This window comes from Lentzea sp. NBRC 102530, from assembly GCF_030269365.1.
In the GTDB taxonomy this organism is placed as follows: Bacteria; Actinomycetota; Actinomycetes; order Mycobacteriales; family Pseudonocardiaceae; genus Lentzea.
The window spans coordinates 14196-32124 of the sequence record NZ_BSTF01000004.1 but is presented as its reverse complement, the minus strand read 5'-3'; the positions used below and the strand labels follow the sequence as shown (position 1 = coordinate 32124).

Here is a 17929-nt window from a genome sequence, read left to right as displayed (position 1 = left end):
GTCTTACGCCGTGGGGATGGCGTCGAGCAGCTTGAGAACGGCCTTCGCGTGGGCGAGACCGAACTCGGCCACGGCCTTGGCGTAGGGGTCCTCCGCCGTCTTGGCCGCGCTCTTCGCGCTCTCCTGTTCCTGACCGTACGTCGAGCGTGCGGTCGTGATCAGGGACTCGCGCTGCTTCGCGGTCAGCGAACCGGCGTGCACCAGGCGCAGGATGAGCGGGCTGCGCAGGTGGTCCGGGCCGGGCTCGGACAGCAGCCAGTTCTTGAAGGCCTTCTTGCCCGCGGCCGTCAGCACGTACTGCTGGCTGGACCGCGGTCCCTGCTTGCCGAGGCGCAGCAGGCCCTGGTCAGCCAGCGCGGGCAGCTCGCGGTACACCTGGGAGCGGGTCACGCTGAAGAACGCGCCGAAGCGGTCTCCTGCTTCCGCCACCAACTGGCCACCGGTCTTGGGTCCGTCGTGCAGCAGCCCGAGCAGGGCGGCTGCGGTCGCATTCAGGTCTGACACACCAACAACGTTCCCACGTCTGGGGGAAGCTGTCCACAATGGTCAGCCGTTCTGTCCACAGTGGCTGATCACCGGGCTAGTCTGATGGGCCATGCGGAGCAACGAAAAGTCTCGCTGAGTAAGCGGCAGTTTCCGAGCCTCACGCGTTTGGCCTCTTGACCGTCTGTGTCCATCCCGGATGGAAAAGTCCTTTCGCAGAAACGAAAGTCCCCCGCCCTCACTCGATCGGCGGTACGGGACTCACCGGCCGGAGCCACCCGAATGGACGGACGCGCGCCTTCGTCGCTCGACCTGGTGAAGCCCGCGCTGGCCTCTTTCCCACGCCTGAAGTTCCGGGAAAATGATCATTGCCAGGAAGGCGCAGCTGGACTACGGAGGTCGGGGACCGTGAAGAACCTGAACTTGAAGTGGCTGGACCACAAGAAGGTCGCCGCGCACACGAGGGCGTGGGTGACCGGTGGCATCCCGGAGCAGGCCGGCAAGGACGAGTGCATGGTGTGCGGCAAGCAGATCCGCAAGCACCGCACCGTCAACGGCGAGGGCCGCATCTGCTCCAGCATGCTGTGCGCCCAGTACTGGGCGGAGAACATGACCTGAAAGACCCCGCCCGCGCGCGACCAGCCCCCGTACGACTGCTCTGCGGGGGATTGGGGTTCGGGGGCTCGGCCCTCAATGCACAACGCAGAAGGCCCGGTTCACGTTGACCGTGAACCGGGCCTTCTGTCTAGTAGCGGGGACAGGATTTGAACCTGCGACCTCTGGGTTATGAGCCCAGCGAGCTACCGAGCTGCTCCACCCCGCGCCGCTTCTAGCTTGTCTTGCTGTTGTAAGTAGAACTATACACGCCCTGAAAACCCGTTTTTCACCACCCCCCACTAACCACGTTTCCGCAGGTAGAGGGCCACGCAGAGGCAAAATCTGGCAAACCCGCCGCCGGCCGACGCTCCGGGCAACCCACGGGGGTCCGGAGGCTTGCCCCCGGGGTGGGGTTTGGGGGCTTGCCCCCAATGTGAAACACGAAAAAGCCCTGTCAGCGTTTTCCGCTGACAGGGCTCTCTCACTTTGTAGCGGGGACAGGATTTGAACCTGCGACCTCTGGGTTATGAGCCCAGCGAGCTACCGAGCTGCTCCACCCCGCGTCGGTAATTAGAACTCTACGCGGGGTGGAGCGGGGAATGCAAATCGTCAGGTCAGCCTGACGGTGTGGGGCTCGGCACAACCGACGACTGCCCGGTGGAGGGCGACGACGGCGCACCGGTGTTGTACTGCTTGAACCGCTTCGACGCCTCGTCCAGCTTGGCGTACGCCTGGCCGAGTTCGGTGAAGTTGCCGCTCGACTGCGCCCGCTTGATGTCGGCCAGCGCGGTGTCGATGTCGTTGATCGCCTTCTGCAGGTCCGGGTTCAGGTTCCCGTTGGAGGGCGGCGTCGACGGCGGCGTGGACGGGTTGCTGGTGTTGCCGTTGCCGTTGTTGTCGCTGGGCGGCGGCACGACCGCGCCGGCCCCGCTGAGCACCTGGTCGAGCGCCTCGTTCAGCGTGGAGGCGTAGCCGACCCGGTCGCCGTACCAGACGAGCACCTTCGACAGCTGCGGGTACGACGTGTTGTTCGAGGCCCGTTCGATGTAGACGGGCTCGACGTAGAGCAGCGCTCCGCCCAGCGGCAGGGTCAGCAGGTTGCCGTAGACGACCGTCGTCTTCTGCTGCGTCAGCAGGTTGAGCTCACGGCTGACGTTGTCGGACGTGAGGAACTGCGTCTGGATCTGCTGCGGGCCCTTCGCGTCCTGGCTGAGTTGCAGGACGCTGATCTTCCCGTAGTTGTCCGGGTCGGAGCCGACCGAGACGTGGGCCGCCATGAACTCGCGGTTCTCGCGCACGAGCGGGCTGGTCAGCTGGAAGCGGACCTTGCTCGGGTCGCTCGGGTCACCCGCGAGGACGTAGAACGGCGGCTGGGCGTCCCGGCGCTTGCTCGCCGCGTCGCGCTGGGCGTCGGCCGTCGTCACGTTGTCGATCGTCGGGTCCTGCGGCGGTGCCCAGTAGGCGACACCGGAGTAGAAGTCCGACGGCGACGAGACGTGGTACTTCGACAGGATCTGCCGCTGCACCTTGAACAGGTCCTCGGGGTAGCGGAAGTGCTGGCGCAGCTCGTCGGAGATCTCGCTGCCCGGCTTCACCGTGCCCGGGAAGACGCCCATCCACGCCTTGAGGACCGGGTCCTTGTCGTCGACCTGGTACAGGTTCACCGAGCCGTCGTACGCGTCCACAGTGGCCTTGACCGAGTTGCGGATGTAGTTGACGGGCTTGTTGGCCTGCGAGATGACGACGCCGTCCGCGGTGAGCGAGTCGTTCGTCGCGTCACCGAGCTGGGTGCGCTGCGCGTACGGGTAGTTCTCGAGCGTGGTGTAGCCGTCGACGATCCAGGTGATGCGGCCGTTGACGACGGCCGGGTACGGGTCGCTGTCGGCGGTGAGCCACGGCGCGACGGCCTGCACGCGGTCGCGCGGGGTGCGCTTGAACAGGATCTTCGACTCGTCCGCGATCGACTGGTTGAAGAGGATGTTCCGCTCGCCGTAGTACGCCGCGAACGCCAGCTTGTTGAACAGGCTGCCGATCGGGACGCCACCGGTGCCGGTGTAGGTGTAGGACTTGGCGTCGGTGTCGTACTCCGCCGCCGAACCGGCCGGACGGCCGCCGACGATCGAGTAGTCGTTCTGGCCGAACAGCTCGCCGTAGTACGTGCGGGGCTGGTCGACCTTGATGCCCTTGGGGTCGTTGCCGACCTCGCCGTTGGACTTGACCTCACCGGTCTTGAAGTCCGGGTAGCCGCCGTTGGACTCGTCGGCGACCGCGTTCACCTTGTTCGCCTCGGCGTAGACGAAGCCGTTGCCGTGCGTGTAGATGAGGTGCTGGTTGATCCAGTCGCGCTGGCCCTGCGGCAGGCTGTCGAGCTTCAGCTCGCGCACCGCGACGATGTAGTCGCGGAGCTTGCCGTCCACTGTGTACCGGTCGACGTCGAGCTTGTTCGGGAAGCCGTAGAACGGCCGCAGCTGCTGGAACTGCGTGAAGGTGCGCGCGAGCACGGCCGGGTCGAGCAGGCGGATGTTGCCCAGGGTGGCCGCGTCGTTGGTCTTGATCTGGTCGTTCGTGACGTTCTGCTTGCCCTCGTACGGCTTCGTCTCGACCTTGTCGTCGGTCAGCCCGAACGACTGCCGCGTCGCCGCGATGTTGCGGGTGATCGACTCGGCTTCCTTCTGGATGGCGTTCGGCTTGACCGAGAACTGCTCCAGCACCGCGGGCCACGCGGCACCGACGAGCACGCTCGACAGCACCAGCAGCACGGTCGCGATGGCGGGCAGCTGCACGTTGCGCATGAACGCGCCCGCGAAGAACGCCACGGCGCAGAACACCGCGATGCACAGCAGGATCAGCTTGGCGGGCAGCACCGCGTTGAGGTCGGTGTAGCTGGCGCCGACGAACTTCTCGTTCTCGTGCAGCAGCAGCGTGTACCGGTCGAAGAAGTACGCGACGGCCTTCAGCAGCACGAACGTCCCGGCGACGAGCGCCAAGTGCAGGCGCGCGGGACCCGAGAGCTGACCGCCGCGACCGGCCAGCCGGATGCCGCCGAACAGGTAGTGCGCGATCACGGCGCCGATGAACGACACCGCCGTGGTGATGAACAGCCACGACAGCAGCCACTCGTAGAACGGCAACTGGAACGCGTAGAAGCCGATGTCGTGCCCGAACTGCGGGTCGGTCACGCCGAACGGCTCGGAGTTCAGGAACAGCTGGATCTGCTGCCAGTCGTTCTGCGCCGACGCGCCCGCGATCAACCCGACGAACACCGGGATGCCGATCGCGAACAACCGCATCCGCCGCATCACGACGGTCCGGTAGCGCGCCACCGGGTCGTCCGGCCCGGACACCGGCACGAACACGGGCCGGGCGCGGTAGGCGAGGAAGAGGTTGAGCGCGACGATGCCACCGACCACCGCGCCGATGGCCACGAACAGCCCCAGGCGGGTGAGCAGGACTGTGCTGTAGACGTCGCGGAATTTCACCTCGCCGAACCACAGCCAGTTCACGTAGGTGTCGAGCAGCCGCGATCCCGTGATGAGACCGAACAGGAGCACAACACCCACGATGAGCAGTATTCGGCTGCGTCGGGACAGTTTCGGCAGTCCGACCGGAGGCCGTGTGGCCACGAGGCACGCTCCTGGATCGCGGTAAATCGATACGTACGTTTAGTCCAACTCTACGGACGACGCCCTGGGTTCCCGTGAAGTCCGCCGTCTTACGATGACACGCGTGTCAGCGAGTGAAACGCCAGCGGTCATCCTCCCCACGGTCGCCCGTGAGGTTGAGCAGTTCGTCGGGTCGGGCGGCTGGGAGCAGCCCCCGCAACTGTTCGCCCTAGTGGCCACCTCGGACCTGCTCGCCCAGCAACCGGAACTGGCCGGCCAACTCGACCCGGAGTCGAGCCCGCTGACCCCGATCGCCCAGGACTCCCTGGAGGGCGACCTGGGCGACGCGCTGGCGGGCATCGAATGGCCCCCGGCCGTCACCGGCTGCGCCCTGGCCCAGGAGATCGTCGTCCTGCCGCCCGAGGCCGAGACCGAGCTGAGCCACGGCGAACTCGACGACGAGGCGGCCCGCCAGTTCGCGGCAGCGCACCCGGCCCGCCGCGAGGCCCGCCTGGTCGCCGCCGTCCTGCGCGACGGCACCGTCTCGTGCGTGCTGAGGCTGCGCGGAACGGTCGAGGTGCCAGAGGAGGTCGTCGAGCACCCCGAGCTGGCGCCCAACCTCACCGACGCCCTGCTCGCCACGCTGCGGCCCTAGTCGTCACGCCCCCAGGCTGGCACAACCCCGGCACGACCTCGCGCCGGGGTTGTCAAGTCGTTGCGCGCTGTTCGCGGCAAGCGGACACCGACCCGCGCCTGCGAGCGACCCGGTGCGTTCCGCCGCGACCCACCCACCCGAACGCGGCCGGCCCGAGCCCGACCGCGTGACCGCACCAGACTCGCCGACCTGGCCCACCGCGCACCCGCGCTCACCGGCAGACCCGCGTTCACCTGCGGACATGCGCTGCCCGCTGGTCTGCTCCCGGCCCCGCCCCGCGCGACCCGATGCCGCTTCTCCGCAGCCCCGCGCCTCTCCCAGCTCCACGCCTCCTATGGCCGCCGCGCCTCTCCCAGCACGCGCCTCTCCCAGCTCCACGCCTCCTGTAGCCGCCGCGCCTCTCCCAGCCCCTGCCCACCAGGCCTCGTGCTCACCCCGGCGGCCGGAGCGCGAAAACTGTCAGACCCCCCGAGTACGTTGAGATGCGAGGGGATCCCAGCTCAGGGGTACCCCTGCGTCAGCTTGGGGGAGCGGACTTTGATCATCAAACCGACCGACAACGGCCGCGAGATCCCGTGGATCGACGACTGGCTGCGCCCGGTCGTCCGCCTCCACCCCTCGCCGGGCACGCCGGCCCGGACCGACAGCCACAGCGGCGGCCCGATGCTGTGGCCGAGCGACGAGCCCTGGCCGCACTGCGAAGGGCCGGCGCACGCGGACGGTTACGAGCTCACCGACGAGCAGGTCGAGCTGGTCCGCAGCGTCTCGACGCCGCTCATCGGCGGCATGCAGCTGTACCGCCGCGACTTCCCCGAACTCCCGTTCCCGGACGGCACCGACCTGCTCCAGGTCTTCCTGTGCCTGCTCGAGCACGAGGACATCTGGGGTCCGAACGTCCACCTGGTGTGGCGCGCCGCCGGCGAGGTCACCGATCCGCTGGCGGAGCCGCCCGTCCCGGCGGCGGTCGAACCCGTCTACGGGATCCGGCCGTGCGTGTTCAGCCCGTGCCGCTCCCACGAGTACCCGATGTACTACGAGCTGCCGAACGAACTGCTCGACGGACTCGAGTTCGCCAGCGCACCGGACTTCCGCGGAGGCGGCGTCGAGTGCTGGCCGGGCCTCGGCGACAGCACGAAGATCGGCGGCTGGACCCGGTGGTACCGCGGGATGCCGGGCGGCGAGGAGTGCCCCGACTGCGGTGCCACCCGCGTTCAGCTGCTCGCGCTGGCGTCCTCGGAGGACGAGTGCGCCGAGTGCGGCCGGCCGGAGGGCGGGGCCGGCTGGACGCTCGACGGCAGGGACGACACGGTGAACGTCTTCGCGTGCCCGGAAGACCCCCGCCACACCCCGAGGCTGGACGTGCAGTGAGCGCGGGGGACCCAGCGGGTCCCCCACCTCAGCACTTCGGCGTTTCCTTGCCCGCGTTGAGGGCCTCCAGCGACGACACGGCGTCGGTCAGCGTGTCGACCTTGATCAGCTTGAGGCCCTCCGGCGTCTGCTGCTTCGCCTCGTTGCAGTTGGCGGCGGGCACGAGGAACGCCTCGGCGCCCGCCTCCTTCGCGGCGACCATCTTGAACGCGATGCCGCCGATCGGGCCGACCTTGCCGTCGCCCGCGATCTCGCCGGTGCCCGCGATGGCCTTGCCGCCGTTGAGCTCGCCCGGCGTCAGCTTGTCGACGATCGCCAGCGCGAAGATCAGACCGGCGGACGGGCCGCCGACGTCGGACAGGCTGATCTTGATCTTGAACGGCACGTCGGCGCGGTCGACCGGCGAGATGCCGATGAAGCCCGCGGGACGGCCGTCGTCGCGGGTGCCGAGGGTGAGCTGCGTCGACTGGGAGGTGCCGTCCTTCTCGAACGCCACCTCGATGCGGTCGCCCGGCTTGGTGTTCTCCAGCGCCGCGCTGACGTCGGCGGCGCTCTGCACCTGCTTGCCGTTGACCGAGATGATGCGGGCGCCGAGCGGGATGACGTTGTCCGCCGGGCTGCCCTTGGTGACCTGGTTCGCGACCACCATGCCCGGATACTTCAGGTAGTGCAGGGCGGCGACCTCGGCTGCGGTCTGCGACTCGCTGAACGCCCGCTCGTTGTTCTCCTGCACCTCCTGCTCGGACTCGCCGGGCTTGAAGAACTCCTCGCGCGGGGCCAGCGCGTAACGGCCGGAGAGCCAGAGCCCGAGCGCGCCGAACAGCGAGACCTCGTCGGTGAGCGAGACCGTCGTCATGCGCAGGGTCCCCTTGGTGGGGAAGGTGTCCTGCCCGTCGACCGCGACGACGTCGGTGTCCTTGACCTTGCCGAGCACGTCGTAGGTCGGGCCGGGGCCCAGCGCGACGTACGGGACTCTGGCGAAACCGCCGAGCAGTCCGAGCGCCGCCACCACTAGGAAGCTGACGATCAGCGTCCACGTCCGGCGGGTCAGTCCGCGCTCCCTCGGCGGGAGCGCGGGTGGGGGTGCGGTCGTGACGGTTTCACTCACGGCTGAACAGCGTACGACCATGTCTATCCGCGTACGGTAGAGGCATGAGTGACGTGCCGTTCGGGTTCAGCCCGCACGACCCCGACGACAAGAGCGGGAAGCCGGGAGACAACCCGTTCGACTTCAGTCAGCTGGGCAACATGCTCAGCCAGCTGGGCTCCATGCTGAGCAACGCGGGGTCGTCGAGCGGGCCGGTCAACTACGACCTCGCCAAGCAGATCGCGTTCCAGCAGCTGTCCTCGACGACGACCACGATCGGGTTCGGCGCCGACCAGTCGAGCGCGGTCACCGACGCCGTGCACCTGGCCGAGATGTGGCTCGACCCGGTCACGTCGCTGCCCGCCGGCACCCGCACGACCCAGGCGTGGACCGCGCGCGACTGGATCGAGCGCACCATCCCGACCTGGCAACGCCTGTGCGACCCGGTCGCCCAGCGCATGTCCGGCGCGTGGGTCGAGGCGATGCCGGCCGAGGCCAAGCAGGCCGCCGGGCCGTTGCTCGCGATGCTCGGCCAGATGGGCGGCATGGCCTTCGGCTCGCAGCTCGGCAACGCACTGGCGCAGCTCGGCTCCGAGGTCCTGACCTCGACCGACGTCGGCCTGCCCCTCGGTCCCGAGGGCACCGCGGCCCTGCTGCCGGCGAACATCGAGAAGTTCACCGAGGGCCTGGAGCGCCCGGCGTCCGAGGTGATGGTGTTCCTCGCTGCCCGCGAGGCCGCCCACCAGCGCCTCTTCACCCACGTGCCGTGGCTGCGGCAGCGCCTGCTCGACACCGTCGAGGAATTCGCCAAGGGCATCAAGGTCGACACGTCGGCCCTGGAGCAGCTCGCGGGTCAGATCGACCCGTCGAACCCGGCCTCCATCGAGGAGGCCATGGGCTCGGGCCTGCTCGAACCGCAGACCACCCCGGAGCAGAAGGCCGCTCTGGAACGGCTGGAAACCCTCCTCGCTCTCGTCGAAGGCTGGGTCGACGTCGTGGTCGACGCCGCTGTCGCCGACCGCCTGCCCGGCGCGCCGGCACTGCGCGAGACGCTGCGCCGCCGCCGCGCCTCGGGTGGCCCGGCCGAGCAGACGTTCGCGACGCTCGTGGGCCTCGAACTGCGCCCCCGCAAGCTGCGGGCCGCCTCCGCGCTGTGGAAGCTCATCGGCGACCAGCACGGTGTCGAGGTGCGCGACAGCGTGTGGGAGCACGCCGAGCTCGTCCCGACCGCGGCCGACCTGGACGACCCGCTGGAGTTCGCCGAGCGCCTGACGAACACCCGCAAGGCGCTGGAGGACCCCATCGCCGAGCTGGAGCGCACCATGCGCGAGAACGAGGGCAAGTCCGAGGGCGGGGACCAGCCCGAAGGGGCCTGACCAGCACCTCGACACCTGAGCACCGCGCCCGGTGAGGACCTTCCTCACCGGGCGCGTCGCGTTCCAGGTCCAGCGAGCACACCCTCGCCGAGCGTTTCGGCACTCCGGGGCTTACCCCAGCGCAAGGTCTGGGAGCTCAGCCCCCAGCAGGCACGTGAAGCGAACCCGACGAGCGCTCCCCGCCAGCACACCCCTGCCAAGCGTCTCGGGGGTCCGGGGTCTTGCCCCGGCGCGGGATCTGGGGGCTCGGCCCCCAGGAGATACCTGACCGAGGACACGGCGAGCGCTCTCCGCGAGCACACCTCGCCCTACCCGACGCTCAGTCCTCCGTGATCCCCAAGCCCGCGGCGGCCGAGAGACCCTCCAGGTAGCCCATGGCCCGCTCGGTCTTCGGGTAGCGATGCACCCACTCCCAGAAGTCCTTGCCGTGCCCTGGGACGAGCAGGTGCGCCAGTTCGTGCACCAGCACGTAGTCGAGCACCCACGGCGGCACGTCGCGCAGCCGCTCGGACACGCGGATCGTGCCCTCCGTCGGCGTGCACGACGCCCACCGCGTGCGCATGGGCGGCACCCAGCGCACGCTCGCGGGCTCCGCCAGCGAGTCCAGGTAGCGCGCCGAGAGCTCGGCGCACCGCGCCATCAGCGCCTCGTCCGATGTGCGCGCAGGAGACTTCCTGCGCGTCTCGCTGCGCTGGAGGCGGCTCAACATCTCCGCCACCCAGTGCTTCTCTTCCCCCTTGGTCATCCGTGCCGGTAGGAGGACGACGACGGTGTCACCCTCCCGGTACGCGCTGACCATGCGGCGGCGCCGGGGGCTCCGCCGCACTTCCACCCGCGGTTCGGCCATGGAGTCACCGTAAACGCCGCCACCGACAATTTTCCGCCCCCAACCGGCGGCAGGCACGCACCCGGCGGGTGAAGTTCCACCGAACGGCGGCTGGACACGCGCGAAAACGACATGCGCGGTTTCGCACGCTTGCGGAGGTACCGTCGCGCCAAGGTCCCCGAGTGTGTCCGCACTCACAACTGCAAGGGAGGGGCTGTGGCCGAGTCCTACAACGGCTATTGCGTCAAGTGCCGCGAGAAGCGGGACTTCGACGGCAACGTCGAGGAGACCAATGGTCGGCGCATGGCGAAGGGCACCTGCCCTGTCTGTGGCACGAAGATGACGCGGATCCTCGGCAAGGCCAAGGTCTGACGTTTTGGCTGGCAGGGGGCCTCGCCCCCTGCCAGTCTGTACCGCTGTGGAGACAAGACCCAGAGTGCGTGCCGGACTGGCCGTGACCCGCAGGTCCGCCGGTGTCGTGCAGGTCGGAACCGACCCGAAGCACGCCGTGGTGATCGACTCGCTGTCCGACGCCCTGGTCGAAGAGCTGATCAACCTCGACGGCCGGCTCACCGTCGCTGAACTGGGTGAAAAGCTGAAATCCCGAGGCGAGAGCCCCACCCGGTTGGGTGAAGTTCTCGAATCGCTCGACCAGGCGGGCCTGCTGGAACCCGGCTCCCCTGCGAGGAGCGGGACGGCCGCGGTGCACGGGTCGGGACACCTTGCGCTTTCAATTACTTCGCTTCTAGCTGAATCAGGCGTGCAGCTCGCGCACAACGCCGATCTGACCGTTCTGGCGGCGACGCTCGTCCCCGATCCGAACCTCGTGAGCACGCTGATGGCGTTCCGGACGCCACATCTGGCCGTGCGCGTGCGTGAGGGCGTGGCGATCGTGGGGCCGCTGGTGCTGCCCGGCCGTTCCTCGTGCCTGAACTGCGCCGACCTGCACCGCACCGACCAGGATCCGCAGTGGCCGGTCATCGCGGCCCAGCTGGTCGGCAGGCCCGCCTCGTACGACGTGCTGTTCGCGTCGGGAACGGCGGCGCTGGCCGTGGCGCAGATCCTGGAGTCGCTGAACTACCTGACGGGCCGCGACCAGGCACCTCCTCCCGTGGTGAACGCCACTGTCGAGCTCGACCTCGCGACCGGCGTCGCTGAGAGGCGTAGCTGGTATCCGCACCCTGACTGTCAGTGCTCCGCACATAACATGGCCGAGTGACCGAGATTCCGCGCAAGGCCGTGCAGCGCACCGCCAAGCTGGCGAGCCTCCCGCTCGGGGTGGCAGGCCGGGTTGTCGGCGGCTGGGGGAAGCGACTGACCGGACGCGCGGCCGACGAGGTCAACGCCGAGGTGACGGCCAAGACGGCGGAGCAGGTGTTCGCGGTGCTCGGCCAGCTCAAGGGCGGCGCGATGAAGTTCGGCCAGGCCCTGAGCGTGTTCGAGGCGGCGGTCCCGGACGAGCTGGCGGCCCCGTACCGCGAGGCGCTGACCAAGCTGCAGACCGCGGCCCCGCCGATGCCCGCCCGCACCACGCACCGCGTGCTCGCCGAGCAGCTCGGCACGTCCTGGACGAAGCGCTTCCAGTCGTTCGACGACGACCCGGCCGCCTCGGCCTCCATCGGCCAGGTGCACCGCGCGGTGTGGCACGACGGCCGCGACGTGGCGGTGAAGGTCCAGTACCCCGGCGCCGACGAGGCCCTGCGCGCCGACCTGAAGCAGCTGCTCCGGTTCTCCCGGCTGCTGCAGGCGATCATGCCCGGCACCGACGTGCGCCCCCTGCTGGAGGAGCTGCGCGACCGGTACCTGGAGGAGCTCGACTACCGCGACGAGGCCGCCAACCAGCGCACGTTCGCGAAGGCCTTCGAGAACGACCCGCACGTGCTGGTCCCCCGCGTGATCGCCTCGGCCCCCAAGGTCATGGTGACGGAGTGGACCTCGGGCGTCGGCCTGTCCAAGATCATCCGCGACGGCTCCGCCGAGGACCGCGACCTGGCGGGCCAACTCCTGGCCGAGTTCCACTTCTCGGCCCCGTCCCGCTCGGGGCTGCTGCACGCCGACCCGCACCCCGGCAACTTCATGCTGGGCGACGACGGCCGGCTGCGCGTGATCGACTTCGGCGCCGTGGCCCGTCTCCCCGACGGACTCCCGAAGACCCTGGGCCTGATGACCCGCCTGGCGCTCGACGGCCGGTCCGCGGACCTGGTCGACCTGCTGCGCACCGAGAACTTCATCCGCGAAGGCATGGAACTGCACGGCGAGGACGTCCTGGGCTACCTGGCCCCGTTCGTGGAACCGCTGCGCACCGAGTCGTTCCACTTCACCCGCCGCTGGCTCCAGTCGCAGGCGGAACGGGTGGGCGACCTCCGCAGCCCGGACTCACAAACGGGCCGCTCCCTGAACCTGCCGCCGCAGTACCTGCTGATCCACCGCGTGACGATGGGCGCCACCGGCATCCTCTGCCAGCTCGACGCCCATGTGACCGCCCGCGAAATCGTGGCCCGCTGGCAACCAGGCTTCGACGACTAGTTCGTCCGATCTACTCGTTCGAGTGAACTGTCCCGAAGTTGTCCACAGGTTGCTCTCGACCCCGGTTCGACGCCTTCAGCTTGGTCCACGATGGGTCCATGACCTCGATCGCAACCACCGCTGAACTGCGCAAATCCGGTCTCTCCCCGCGAGCGATCCACCACGCCTGCACCCCGTCGGGCCCGTGGCAAAAGCTGCTGCCCGGCGTAGTCCTGACCACGTTGTCCCCACCGACCCGTCTCGACCGCCTACGAGCCGTCCTCTCGTTCGTGGGCCTCTCCGCGGTGATCACCGGCGCCGACGCCCTGATCCGCCAGGGCGCCACCCTCCCCCTCCCCCGCCACATCCACGTGCTGGCGGGCATGAACGCGCGCCGAGCCCACCCCTGGATCCTGCTGGAACGAACATCCCGCCCACCCGAAGTGGTCGAACGCCACGGCCTGCGCCTGGCCGCACCAGCCAGAGCCGCCCTGGACCTGGCCCGCCGAGAAACCAACCCACGAGCGGTGGTGGAGATCCTCGACGCCGTGGTGGACGCCCGCCTGTGCACGCCACGCGACCTGCGGGAGGAGCTGGAAACGGGCTGCCGCCGAGGAACAGCCCTGGCCAGACAGGCCTTGAGCCACCTCTACCCACCGTGACGGCCGCGAGCCGCGGCCGATGGGCGGGCACGGACCGGCGGACGGGCGGCCGACGGCCGGACTACGGGAAGAGCAGCCGCAGAGGCGACGGCGAGCAGAACGTCAGATGGGTTGGCGGTGCCAACCGCAGTCGCCAACACGAGCCGACCACCATCTTGGCCCGGCGCGCGGCGCCAACCGGACAGCCGAAGGCGTGAGCCAGCCACCTACGAATCCCGGCGCGGCGAGGCCAAAGGCGAGCCCGAACGGGCCGATCCTCATCACCTGGCTGGTTCCCCCTGTCTTGGCGATCGGGGCTTGACCTTGAGAGGGCGAATGCCAACCTGCTCGGTCCGGCCGGGGCGCTCTTGATCCCCGGCTTGTGAGGCCGCGAACGCATCCCGCCAGAGGCTCAAGGTCAAGCCCCAATCGCACCCCACACAGTCGAAACGCCCCAACGGGACCACCCTCGCAAGGCGACGGATCCCCAGGGCCTCAACCCCACGCAAACGGGCAGGTCAACGCCAGTACTCATCGGGCAACTTGCCCTCGATGTCCCGAACATGGGCCTTGGCGCAAACCTGGCACAACCACCGCACCCCACCCGAAACCCGCTCCGAAGACCAAGCCAAGAACTCCAAATCGGAAACGGAGGACCTCAACCGCCCACACCGATGACAAGCCTCCCCCACCACTGCGGAAGAACTCACCGCCGAAGCCCGACGTGAACGGTGTCGGTCTCCAGCAGGAACACGTCCTCCCGCAGCCCGACGAACTCGGAATCGGACGGGTTGAGCAGCCGACGCAACGCCTCTCGATCAGAAGGGTGCAACTGAGGCCCGGCGACCTCGGCCAACCAGGTCAGCCGGTCAACGGCCCAGTCCCGCACCAACTGCTTGGCCGGCGCCGGATGGTCGACCACGAAGCTGAAGGCGCTGATCTCACCGAGGCCGGCATCGGCCAAGGCCACGTTCCAGCCGACCGGCAGGCGCACCGAGCCGGACATGCCCTCGCGCATCGACACGAACCAGGAAGCGCGAGCCGCAGCCAACCGGTCCTGCAGACCGGGGGCGCCAACGCCGAGGTCCCACGGCAGGAAGCGGGTCTCGAGGCCGCCCTCGGCCAGCGCCAGCCAGCCACCGGGTGCCAGCGCCGAAACCAGGCGCCGGACGCCTCGCTGCTGGTCAGGGAGGTGGTGGAGGACGCGGGAGCCCCAGATGAGCTCGACCGGGCCGACGAACGACAGCGGGTCTTCCGAGGCCAGGTCGGCCAGGACCGGCTTGATCTGGACCACGCCGTCGGCTTCGGCTCTGGCCGCGGAGCAGGCTGCGTCGAGCAGTTCGGGGGTGGCGTCGACCAGGACCAGGACGCCTCCGCCGTGCTCTCGCAGGGCTGCGACGAGGGGGACGCTCATGGTGCCGGCGCCGCAGCCCACGTCCATCACCACGGGTGAGTCGGGTAGTGGCTCGACGAGTCTGCGGGCCACTGAGGTCAGCGCCTCCGCCTGCAGGGAGCCGTAGCGCCTCATCGCGTGGAGGCGGGAGGACCAGTCGATTCCGTCGTGTGTGTGTTGCGGCACAAAGGGGACGGTACGGAGGAACGGCGAAGGCCGCCATCCACCTTCTCGTGGATGACGGCCTCAGCTCGTGACTGTCAGAGGTCGAAGCGAGCCGCTCTGCGTCCCGCCCATCGCGACAACCTGCGCCAACGTTGCGCTGCCGCGAGGCGGTTCGCCACGCGTTGCTCTTCAGCGAACCTCTGGGCTTCTTGTATTCGTATTCGCACGAGTTCTTCGGACAGAGACATGGGAGTCAGGCCCTCGTTCAGGTAGGCGGGCATTGCGTTGTGGTTGAGCTGCACGGTGTTCACGCTGCCGACTCCGTCCTGCTGGCCGGAACAACTGCCGCGTCCTTGCGCGGACGGCCACGCGGCCGCTTCCGCGCGATGACGACACCGCGCTCGAAGATCTCTCCACCCCAGACGCCCCACGGCTCGTGACGCGCGATCGCGCCGGCGAGGCACTCGGCGAGGACCGGGCAGGTCCCGCAGAAGGACTTCGCCTTCTCCAGGTCAGCTGGAGCGTCGGCGAACCAGAGGTCGGGGTTGTGGGTGCGGCAGGGGATGTCGAGCCCCTCCGCGAGGTCCGGAAGTGTCTCGCCCGTGAGCGGGACAGTCGCCGTCAACATCAGGTGTTTCTCCTTGTGTGGGGTACTGCAAAAACACGAAAGCCGCGGACTCTGTGCGAGTCCGCGGCTTTCGTGAGCCTGGTGGTCCTTCGACCCCTCTATGGGGTCGGCAGGAGCCTTCTCACTTGATGCGCGGACAGCGCATTCGTGTAGTTGTGGACCGCATCGATGACCGGCAGCACGATGGGCTGCTCGTTGCGCAGTTCGGCGCCGATCAGTGCACTGCCGCCCCGCAGAGCGGTGCCGCGCTCGCGTCCCTTGAAGCCGACCGGCTTCAGGGCAGAGCTCTGCCACATCGCTTGAACGGAGGCAGACGCGCAGAAGCCCTCGGTCAACGGGAGGCCGAGCGCGCGCGAAGTCGTGGTGAGCTTCACAACGGCCACCTCCTCAAGAGAGCTCTGCGCAGAGAGCGAGTAGTAGTTCTTCTTCCCCAGACGGGTCCTCCGGACCCGGCATGAGCAGGTTATGACCCTGTCCCACAGGCTCGCAACCTATTTAACGAAACTTGTCCCGATCAGGTGGCGGAGTACCCGACACCGGCTCGGACCAGGCCCAACACGTCGTCACCGAACTTATCAAGCTTCGAGGCGCCGATGCCCGAGATCGCGACCAGTCCGGCCGAATCCGTGGGTCGCTGCTCGGCGATCGCCATCAGGGTCGCGTCGGTGAAGACGACGTACGCGGGCACCTTCAGCTCCCGCGCGCGTCCCGCACGCCACTGACGGAGGGTCTCCAGCAGCTCTTCGTCCACATCGGACGGGCAGGACCTGCATCGGCCGAGCTTGACGGCCTGCGCCTCGACCAGCGTCGACGCGCACACCCGGCAGGTCGGCTTCTCCTTCTTCATGAGAGGTGGCCGCGCCGCGCCGGCAGATACCCGTGCGGCCGGGTGGTTCTCGGGAACGAGGCTGTAGAGGAAGCGCGAACGGCGGCGGTACTTGCGCCCACCGGCGGCGCGCGCCAGCGCCCACGACAGCCAGATGTGCTCACGCGCGCGCGTGACACCCACGTAGAGAAGGCGTCGTTCTTCTTCGATCTTGGCCTCGTCGCCGTCGGCGTACTGGATCGGCATGGTGCCTTCGACCAGGCCGACGAGGAACACGGCGTCCCACTCGAGGCCCTTCGAGGCGTGCAGCGACGCCAGCGTCACGCCCTCGACCGTCGGCGGGTGCTGCGCCTCGGCCCGCACGTCCAGTTCGACGCAGAAGCGCGGCAGGTCGGCCTCGGGAGAGGCGGCGGCGAACTCCTCGGCCAGCTCGACCAGTGCGAGCAACGACTCCCAGCGCTCCCGCGCGCTGCCACCGGTCGGCGGTTCGTCGGTCAGCCCGACGCGGTGCAGCGCGGACCGCACCACCTCGGGCAGGCTGCCGGCGACGTCGCCCGCCGAGCGCAGCGTGATCATCGCCTGGCGCACCTCGGCGCGTTCGAAGAAGCGCTCGCCGCCACGCACCAGGTACGGGATGCCCAGCGACGCGAGCGCCTGCTCGTACACCTCGGACTGGGCGTTGACGCGGTAGAGGATCGCGATCTCGGACGCGGCTACGCCCTCGTCGAGCAGCGCCTTGACGCGCCCGGCGACGGCATCGGCCTCGGCCGGTTCGTCGTCGAACTCGTGGAACCGCGGCTTCGGGCCCTCCGGGCGCTGCCCGATCAGGTTGAGCCGCGAGCCCGCCGGGCGGCCGCGCGCCCACTTGATCACGTCGTTGGCCAGCTCCACGACCTGCGGCGTCGACCGGTAGTCGCGTTCCAGCCGGACGACGACCGCCTCGGGGAACCGGCGGCCGAAGTTCAGCAACGGCTGCGGCGAGGCGCCCGCGAAGGAGTAGATGGTCTGGTTCGCGTCGCCGACCACCGTCAGGTCGTCGCGCGCACCCAGCCACGAGTCGAGCACGCGCTGCTGCAGCGGCGTCACGTCCTGGTACTCGTCCACGACGAAGCAGCGGTAGCGGTCGCGGAACTCCTGGGCGACCTCGGCGTTGTCCTCCAGCGCGCCCGCCGTGTAGAGCAGCAGGTCGTCGAAGTCGAGCAGCTGCGCCTCGTTCTTGAGCTCCTCGTAGGTCCGGTAGAGCTTCATGATCTGCTCGGCGGGCGCCGGGATGTCCCGCGCGGCGCGAGAGGCGGCGGCCGGGTAGTCCTCCGGCGCCAGCAGCGACGCCTTCGCCCACTCGATCTCGCTGGTCAGGTCCCTCAGCGCGTCCGACTCGGTCGGCATGCCCAGCCTGGTCGCGGCGCGGGCGACGACGCGGATCTTCTGGTCGACCAGCTCCCAGCGCGGTCCGCCGATGACGCGCGGCCAGAAGTAGCGCAGCTGGCGTGATGCGGCGGCGTGGAACGTCACGGCCTGTGCGCCGTGCACGTCGAGAGAACGCAAACGCGTGCGCATCTCCCCCGCGGCGCGCTTGGTGAACGTCACGGCCAGGACCTGCGACGGAGCGACGTGACCGCGTTGGCAGAGGTAGGCGATGCGGTGCGTGATGGTGCGCGTTTTACCGGTACCGGCACCCGCGAGCACGCAGACCGGGCCGCGCGGAGCCTCGACCGCTGCGCGCTGTTCCGGATCGAGACCCTCCAGCAACGCGTCCATCCCGGCAGTCTCGCAGACG

At 69.0% G+C, this 17929-nt stretch carries 16 protein-coding genes and 2 tRNA genes; 8 read left to right on the top strand and 10 right to left on the bottom strand.

The annotated features are described in order from the left end of the window. Positions 1–3: 3 nt before the first annotated feature. Positions 4–504 carry a PadR family transcriptional regulator gene (locus QSK25_RS11480; protein WP_030470382.1) on the bottom strand — a complete coding sequence of 167 codons (501 nt, stop codon included), beginning with the start codon at positions 502–504 and terminating at the stop codon, positions 4–6. Positions 505–891: 387 nt separating this feature from the next. Between QSK25_RS11480 and QSK25_RS11475 the strand changes: the two genes are divergently transcribed. Further along, a complete protein-coding gene (locus QSK25_RS11475; protein WP_089922009.1) occupies positions 892–1101 on the top strand; it encodes a hypothetical protein in 210 nt (69 codons plus the stop codon). Positions 1102–1232: 131 nt separating this feature from the next. On the opposite strand, the gene QSK25_RS11470 is transcribed toward QSK25_RS11475, so the two are convergent. From QSK25_RS11470 to QSK25_RS11460, 3 genes are all read right to left on the bottom strand, one after another. Then, positions 1233–1306 (bottom strand) — tRNA-Met (locus tag QSK25_RS11470). 263 nt (positions 1307–1569) lie between these two features. After that, positions 1570–1643: transfer RNA gene (locus QSK25_RS11465), tRNA-Met, on the bottom strand. A 51-nt stretch (positions 1644–1694) separates the two neighbouring features. Beyond that, positions 1695–4703, bottom strand: coding sequence for a UPF0182 family protein (locus QSK25_RS11460; protein WP_285637710.1), 3009 nt, complete (start codon positions 4701–4703; stop codon positions 1695–1697). Between the two features lie 94 nt (positions 4704–4797). Here QSK25_RS11460 and QSK25_RS11455 point away from each other — a divergent pair, with 94 nt between their 5' ends. Together QSK25_RS11455 and QSK25_RS11450 are read left to right on the top strand one after the other, a co-directional pair. Continuing rightward, positions 4798–5337: a PPA1309 family protein gene (locus QSK25_RS11455; RefSeq protein WP_285637708.1), complete on the top strand. Its 540-nt coding sequence runs from the start codon at positions 4798–4800 to the stop codon at positions 5335–5337. A gap of 537 nt (positions 5338–5874) precedes the next feature. Further along, entirely contained in the window at positions 5875–6705 is an 831-nt protein-coding gene (locus QSK25_RS11450) for a hypothetical protein (protein WP_285637706.1), read from the top strand. Positions 6706–6733: 28 nt separating this feature from the next. Here the strand turns inward: QSK25_RS11450 and QSK25_RS11445 are convergent, their stop codons facing one another. Further along, positions 6734–7813 (bottom strand): YlbL family protein, encoded by a 1080-nt coding sequence (locus QSK25_RS11445; protein WP_285637704.1) that lies wholly within the window; start codon positions 7811–7813, stop codon positions 6734–6736. Positions 7814–7857: 44 nt separating this feature from the next. Here QSK25_RS11445 and QSK25_RS11440 point away from each other — a divergent pair, with 44 nt between their 5' ends. After that, positions 7858–9168, top strand: a complete 1311-nt coding sequence (locus QSK25_RS11440) for a zinc-dependent metalloprotease (protein ID WP_285637702.1) — start codon at positions 7858–7860, stop codon at positions 9166–9168. A gap of 319 nt (positions 9169–9487) precedes the next feature. Here QSK25_RS11440 and QSK25_RS11435 read toward each other — a convergent pair whose 3' ends face one another. Next, positions 9488–10015, bottom strand: coding sequence for a M48 metallopeptidase family protein (locus QSK25_RS11435; RefSeq protein WP_266039418.1), 528 nt, complete (start codon positions 10013–10015; stop codon positions 9488–9490). 195 nt (positions 10016–10210) lie between these two features. Between QSK25_RS11435 and QSK25_RS11430 the strand changes: the two genes are divergently transcribed. The 4 genes from QSK25_RS11430 (at position 10211) to QSK25_RS11415 (ending at position 13161) form a co-directional block, all read left to right on the top strand. Further along, a complete protein-coding gene (locus QSK25_RS11430; protein ID WP_189160476.1) occupies positions 10211–10366 on the top strand; it encodes a DUF5679 domain-containing protein in 156 nt (51 codons plus the stop codon). Between the two features lie 82 nt (positions 10367–10448). Continuing rightward, positions 10449–11213 carry a TOMM precursor leader peptide-binding protein gene (locus QSK25_RS11425; protein ID WP_285637695.1) on the top strand — a complete coding sequence of 255 codons (765 nt, stop codon included), beginning with the start codon at positions 10449–10451 and terminating at the stop codon, positions 11211–11213. Beyond that, positions 11210–12520 carry an ABC1 kinase family protein gene (locus QSK25_RS11420; protein ID WP_285637693.1) on the top strand — a complete coding sequence of 437 codons (1311 nt, stop codon included), beginning with the start codon at positions 11210–11212 and terminating at the stop codon, positions 12518–12520. Before QSK25_RS11425 ends, QSK25_RS11420 begins: the two co-directional genes overlap by 4 nt. Positions 12521–12618: 98 nt before the next feature. Beyond that, complete coding sequence (locus QSK25_RS11415; RefSeq protein WP_285637691.1) at positions 12619–13161, top strand: type IV toxin-antitoxin system AbiEi family antitoxin; 543 nt, start codon at positions 12619–12621, stop codon at positions 13159–13161. A 685-nt stretch (positions 13162–13846) separates the two neighbouring features. Here the strand turns inward: QSK25_RS11415 and QSK25_RS11410 are convergent. From QSK25_RS11410 to QSK25_RS11395, 4 genes are all read right to left on the bottom strand, one after another. Further along, positions 13847–14719 carry a class I SAM-dependent methyltransferase gene (locus QSK25_RS11410; RefSeq protein WP_285637689.1) on the bottom strand — a complete coding sequence of 291 codons (873 nt, stop codon included), beginning with the start codon at positions 14717–14719 and terminating at the stop codon, positions 13847–13849. 286 nt (positions 14720–15005) lie between these two features. Continuing rightward, positions 15006–15326 carry a WhiB family transcriptional regulator gene (locus QSK25_RS11405; RefSeq protein WP_285637687.1) on the bottom strand — a complete coding sequence of 107 codons (321 nt, stop codon included), beginning with the start codon at positions 15324–15326 and terminating at the stop codon, positions 15006–15008. A 98-nt stretch (positions 15327–15424) separates the two neighbouring features. Further along, a complete protein-coding gene (locus tag QSK25_RS11400) occupies positions 15425–15700 on the bottom strand; it encodes a hypothetical protein (protein ID WP_285637685.1) in 276 nt (91 codons plus the stop codon). 140 nt (positions 15701–15840) lie between these two features. Then, positions 15841–17910, bottom strand: a complete 2070-nt coding sequence (locus tag QSK25_RS11395; protein ID WP_285637683.1) for an ATP-dependent DNA helicase UvrD2 — start codon at positions 17908–17910, stop codon at positions 15841–15843. Positions 17911–17929 lie beyond the last annotated feature (19 nt).

What these genes read in the sequence shown, in the direction of transcription:
- QSK25_RS11440 (WP_285637702.1), top strand. Translation starts at nt 7,858, where the DNA reads ATGAGTGACGTGCCGTTCGGGTTCAGCCCGCACGACCCCGACGACAAG.
- QSK25_RS11415 (WP_285637691.1), top strand. Translation starts at nt 12,619, where the DNA reads ATGACCTCGATCGCAACCACCGCTGAACTGCGCAAATCCGGTCTCTCC.
- QSK25_RS11395 (WP_285637683.1), bottom strand. Translation starts at nt 17,910, where the DNA reads ATGGACGCGTTGCTGGAGGGTCTCGATCCGGAACAGCGCGCAGCGGTC.
- QSK25_RS11435 (WP_266039418.1), bottom strand. Translation starts at nt 10,015, where the DNA reads ATGGCCGAACCGCGGGTGGAAGTGCGGCGGAGCCCCCGGCGCCGCCGC.
- QSK25_RS11455 (WP_285637708.1), top strand. Translation starts at nt 4,798, where the DNA reads ATGACACGCGTGTCAGCGAGTGAAACGCCAGCGGTCATCCTCCCCACG.
- QSK25_RS11405 (WP_285637687.1), bottom strand. Translation starts at nt 15,326, where the DNA reads ATGTTGACGGCGACTGTCCCGCTCACGGGCGAGACACTTCCGGACCTC.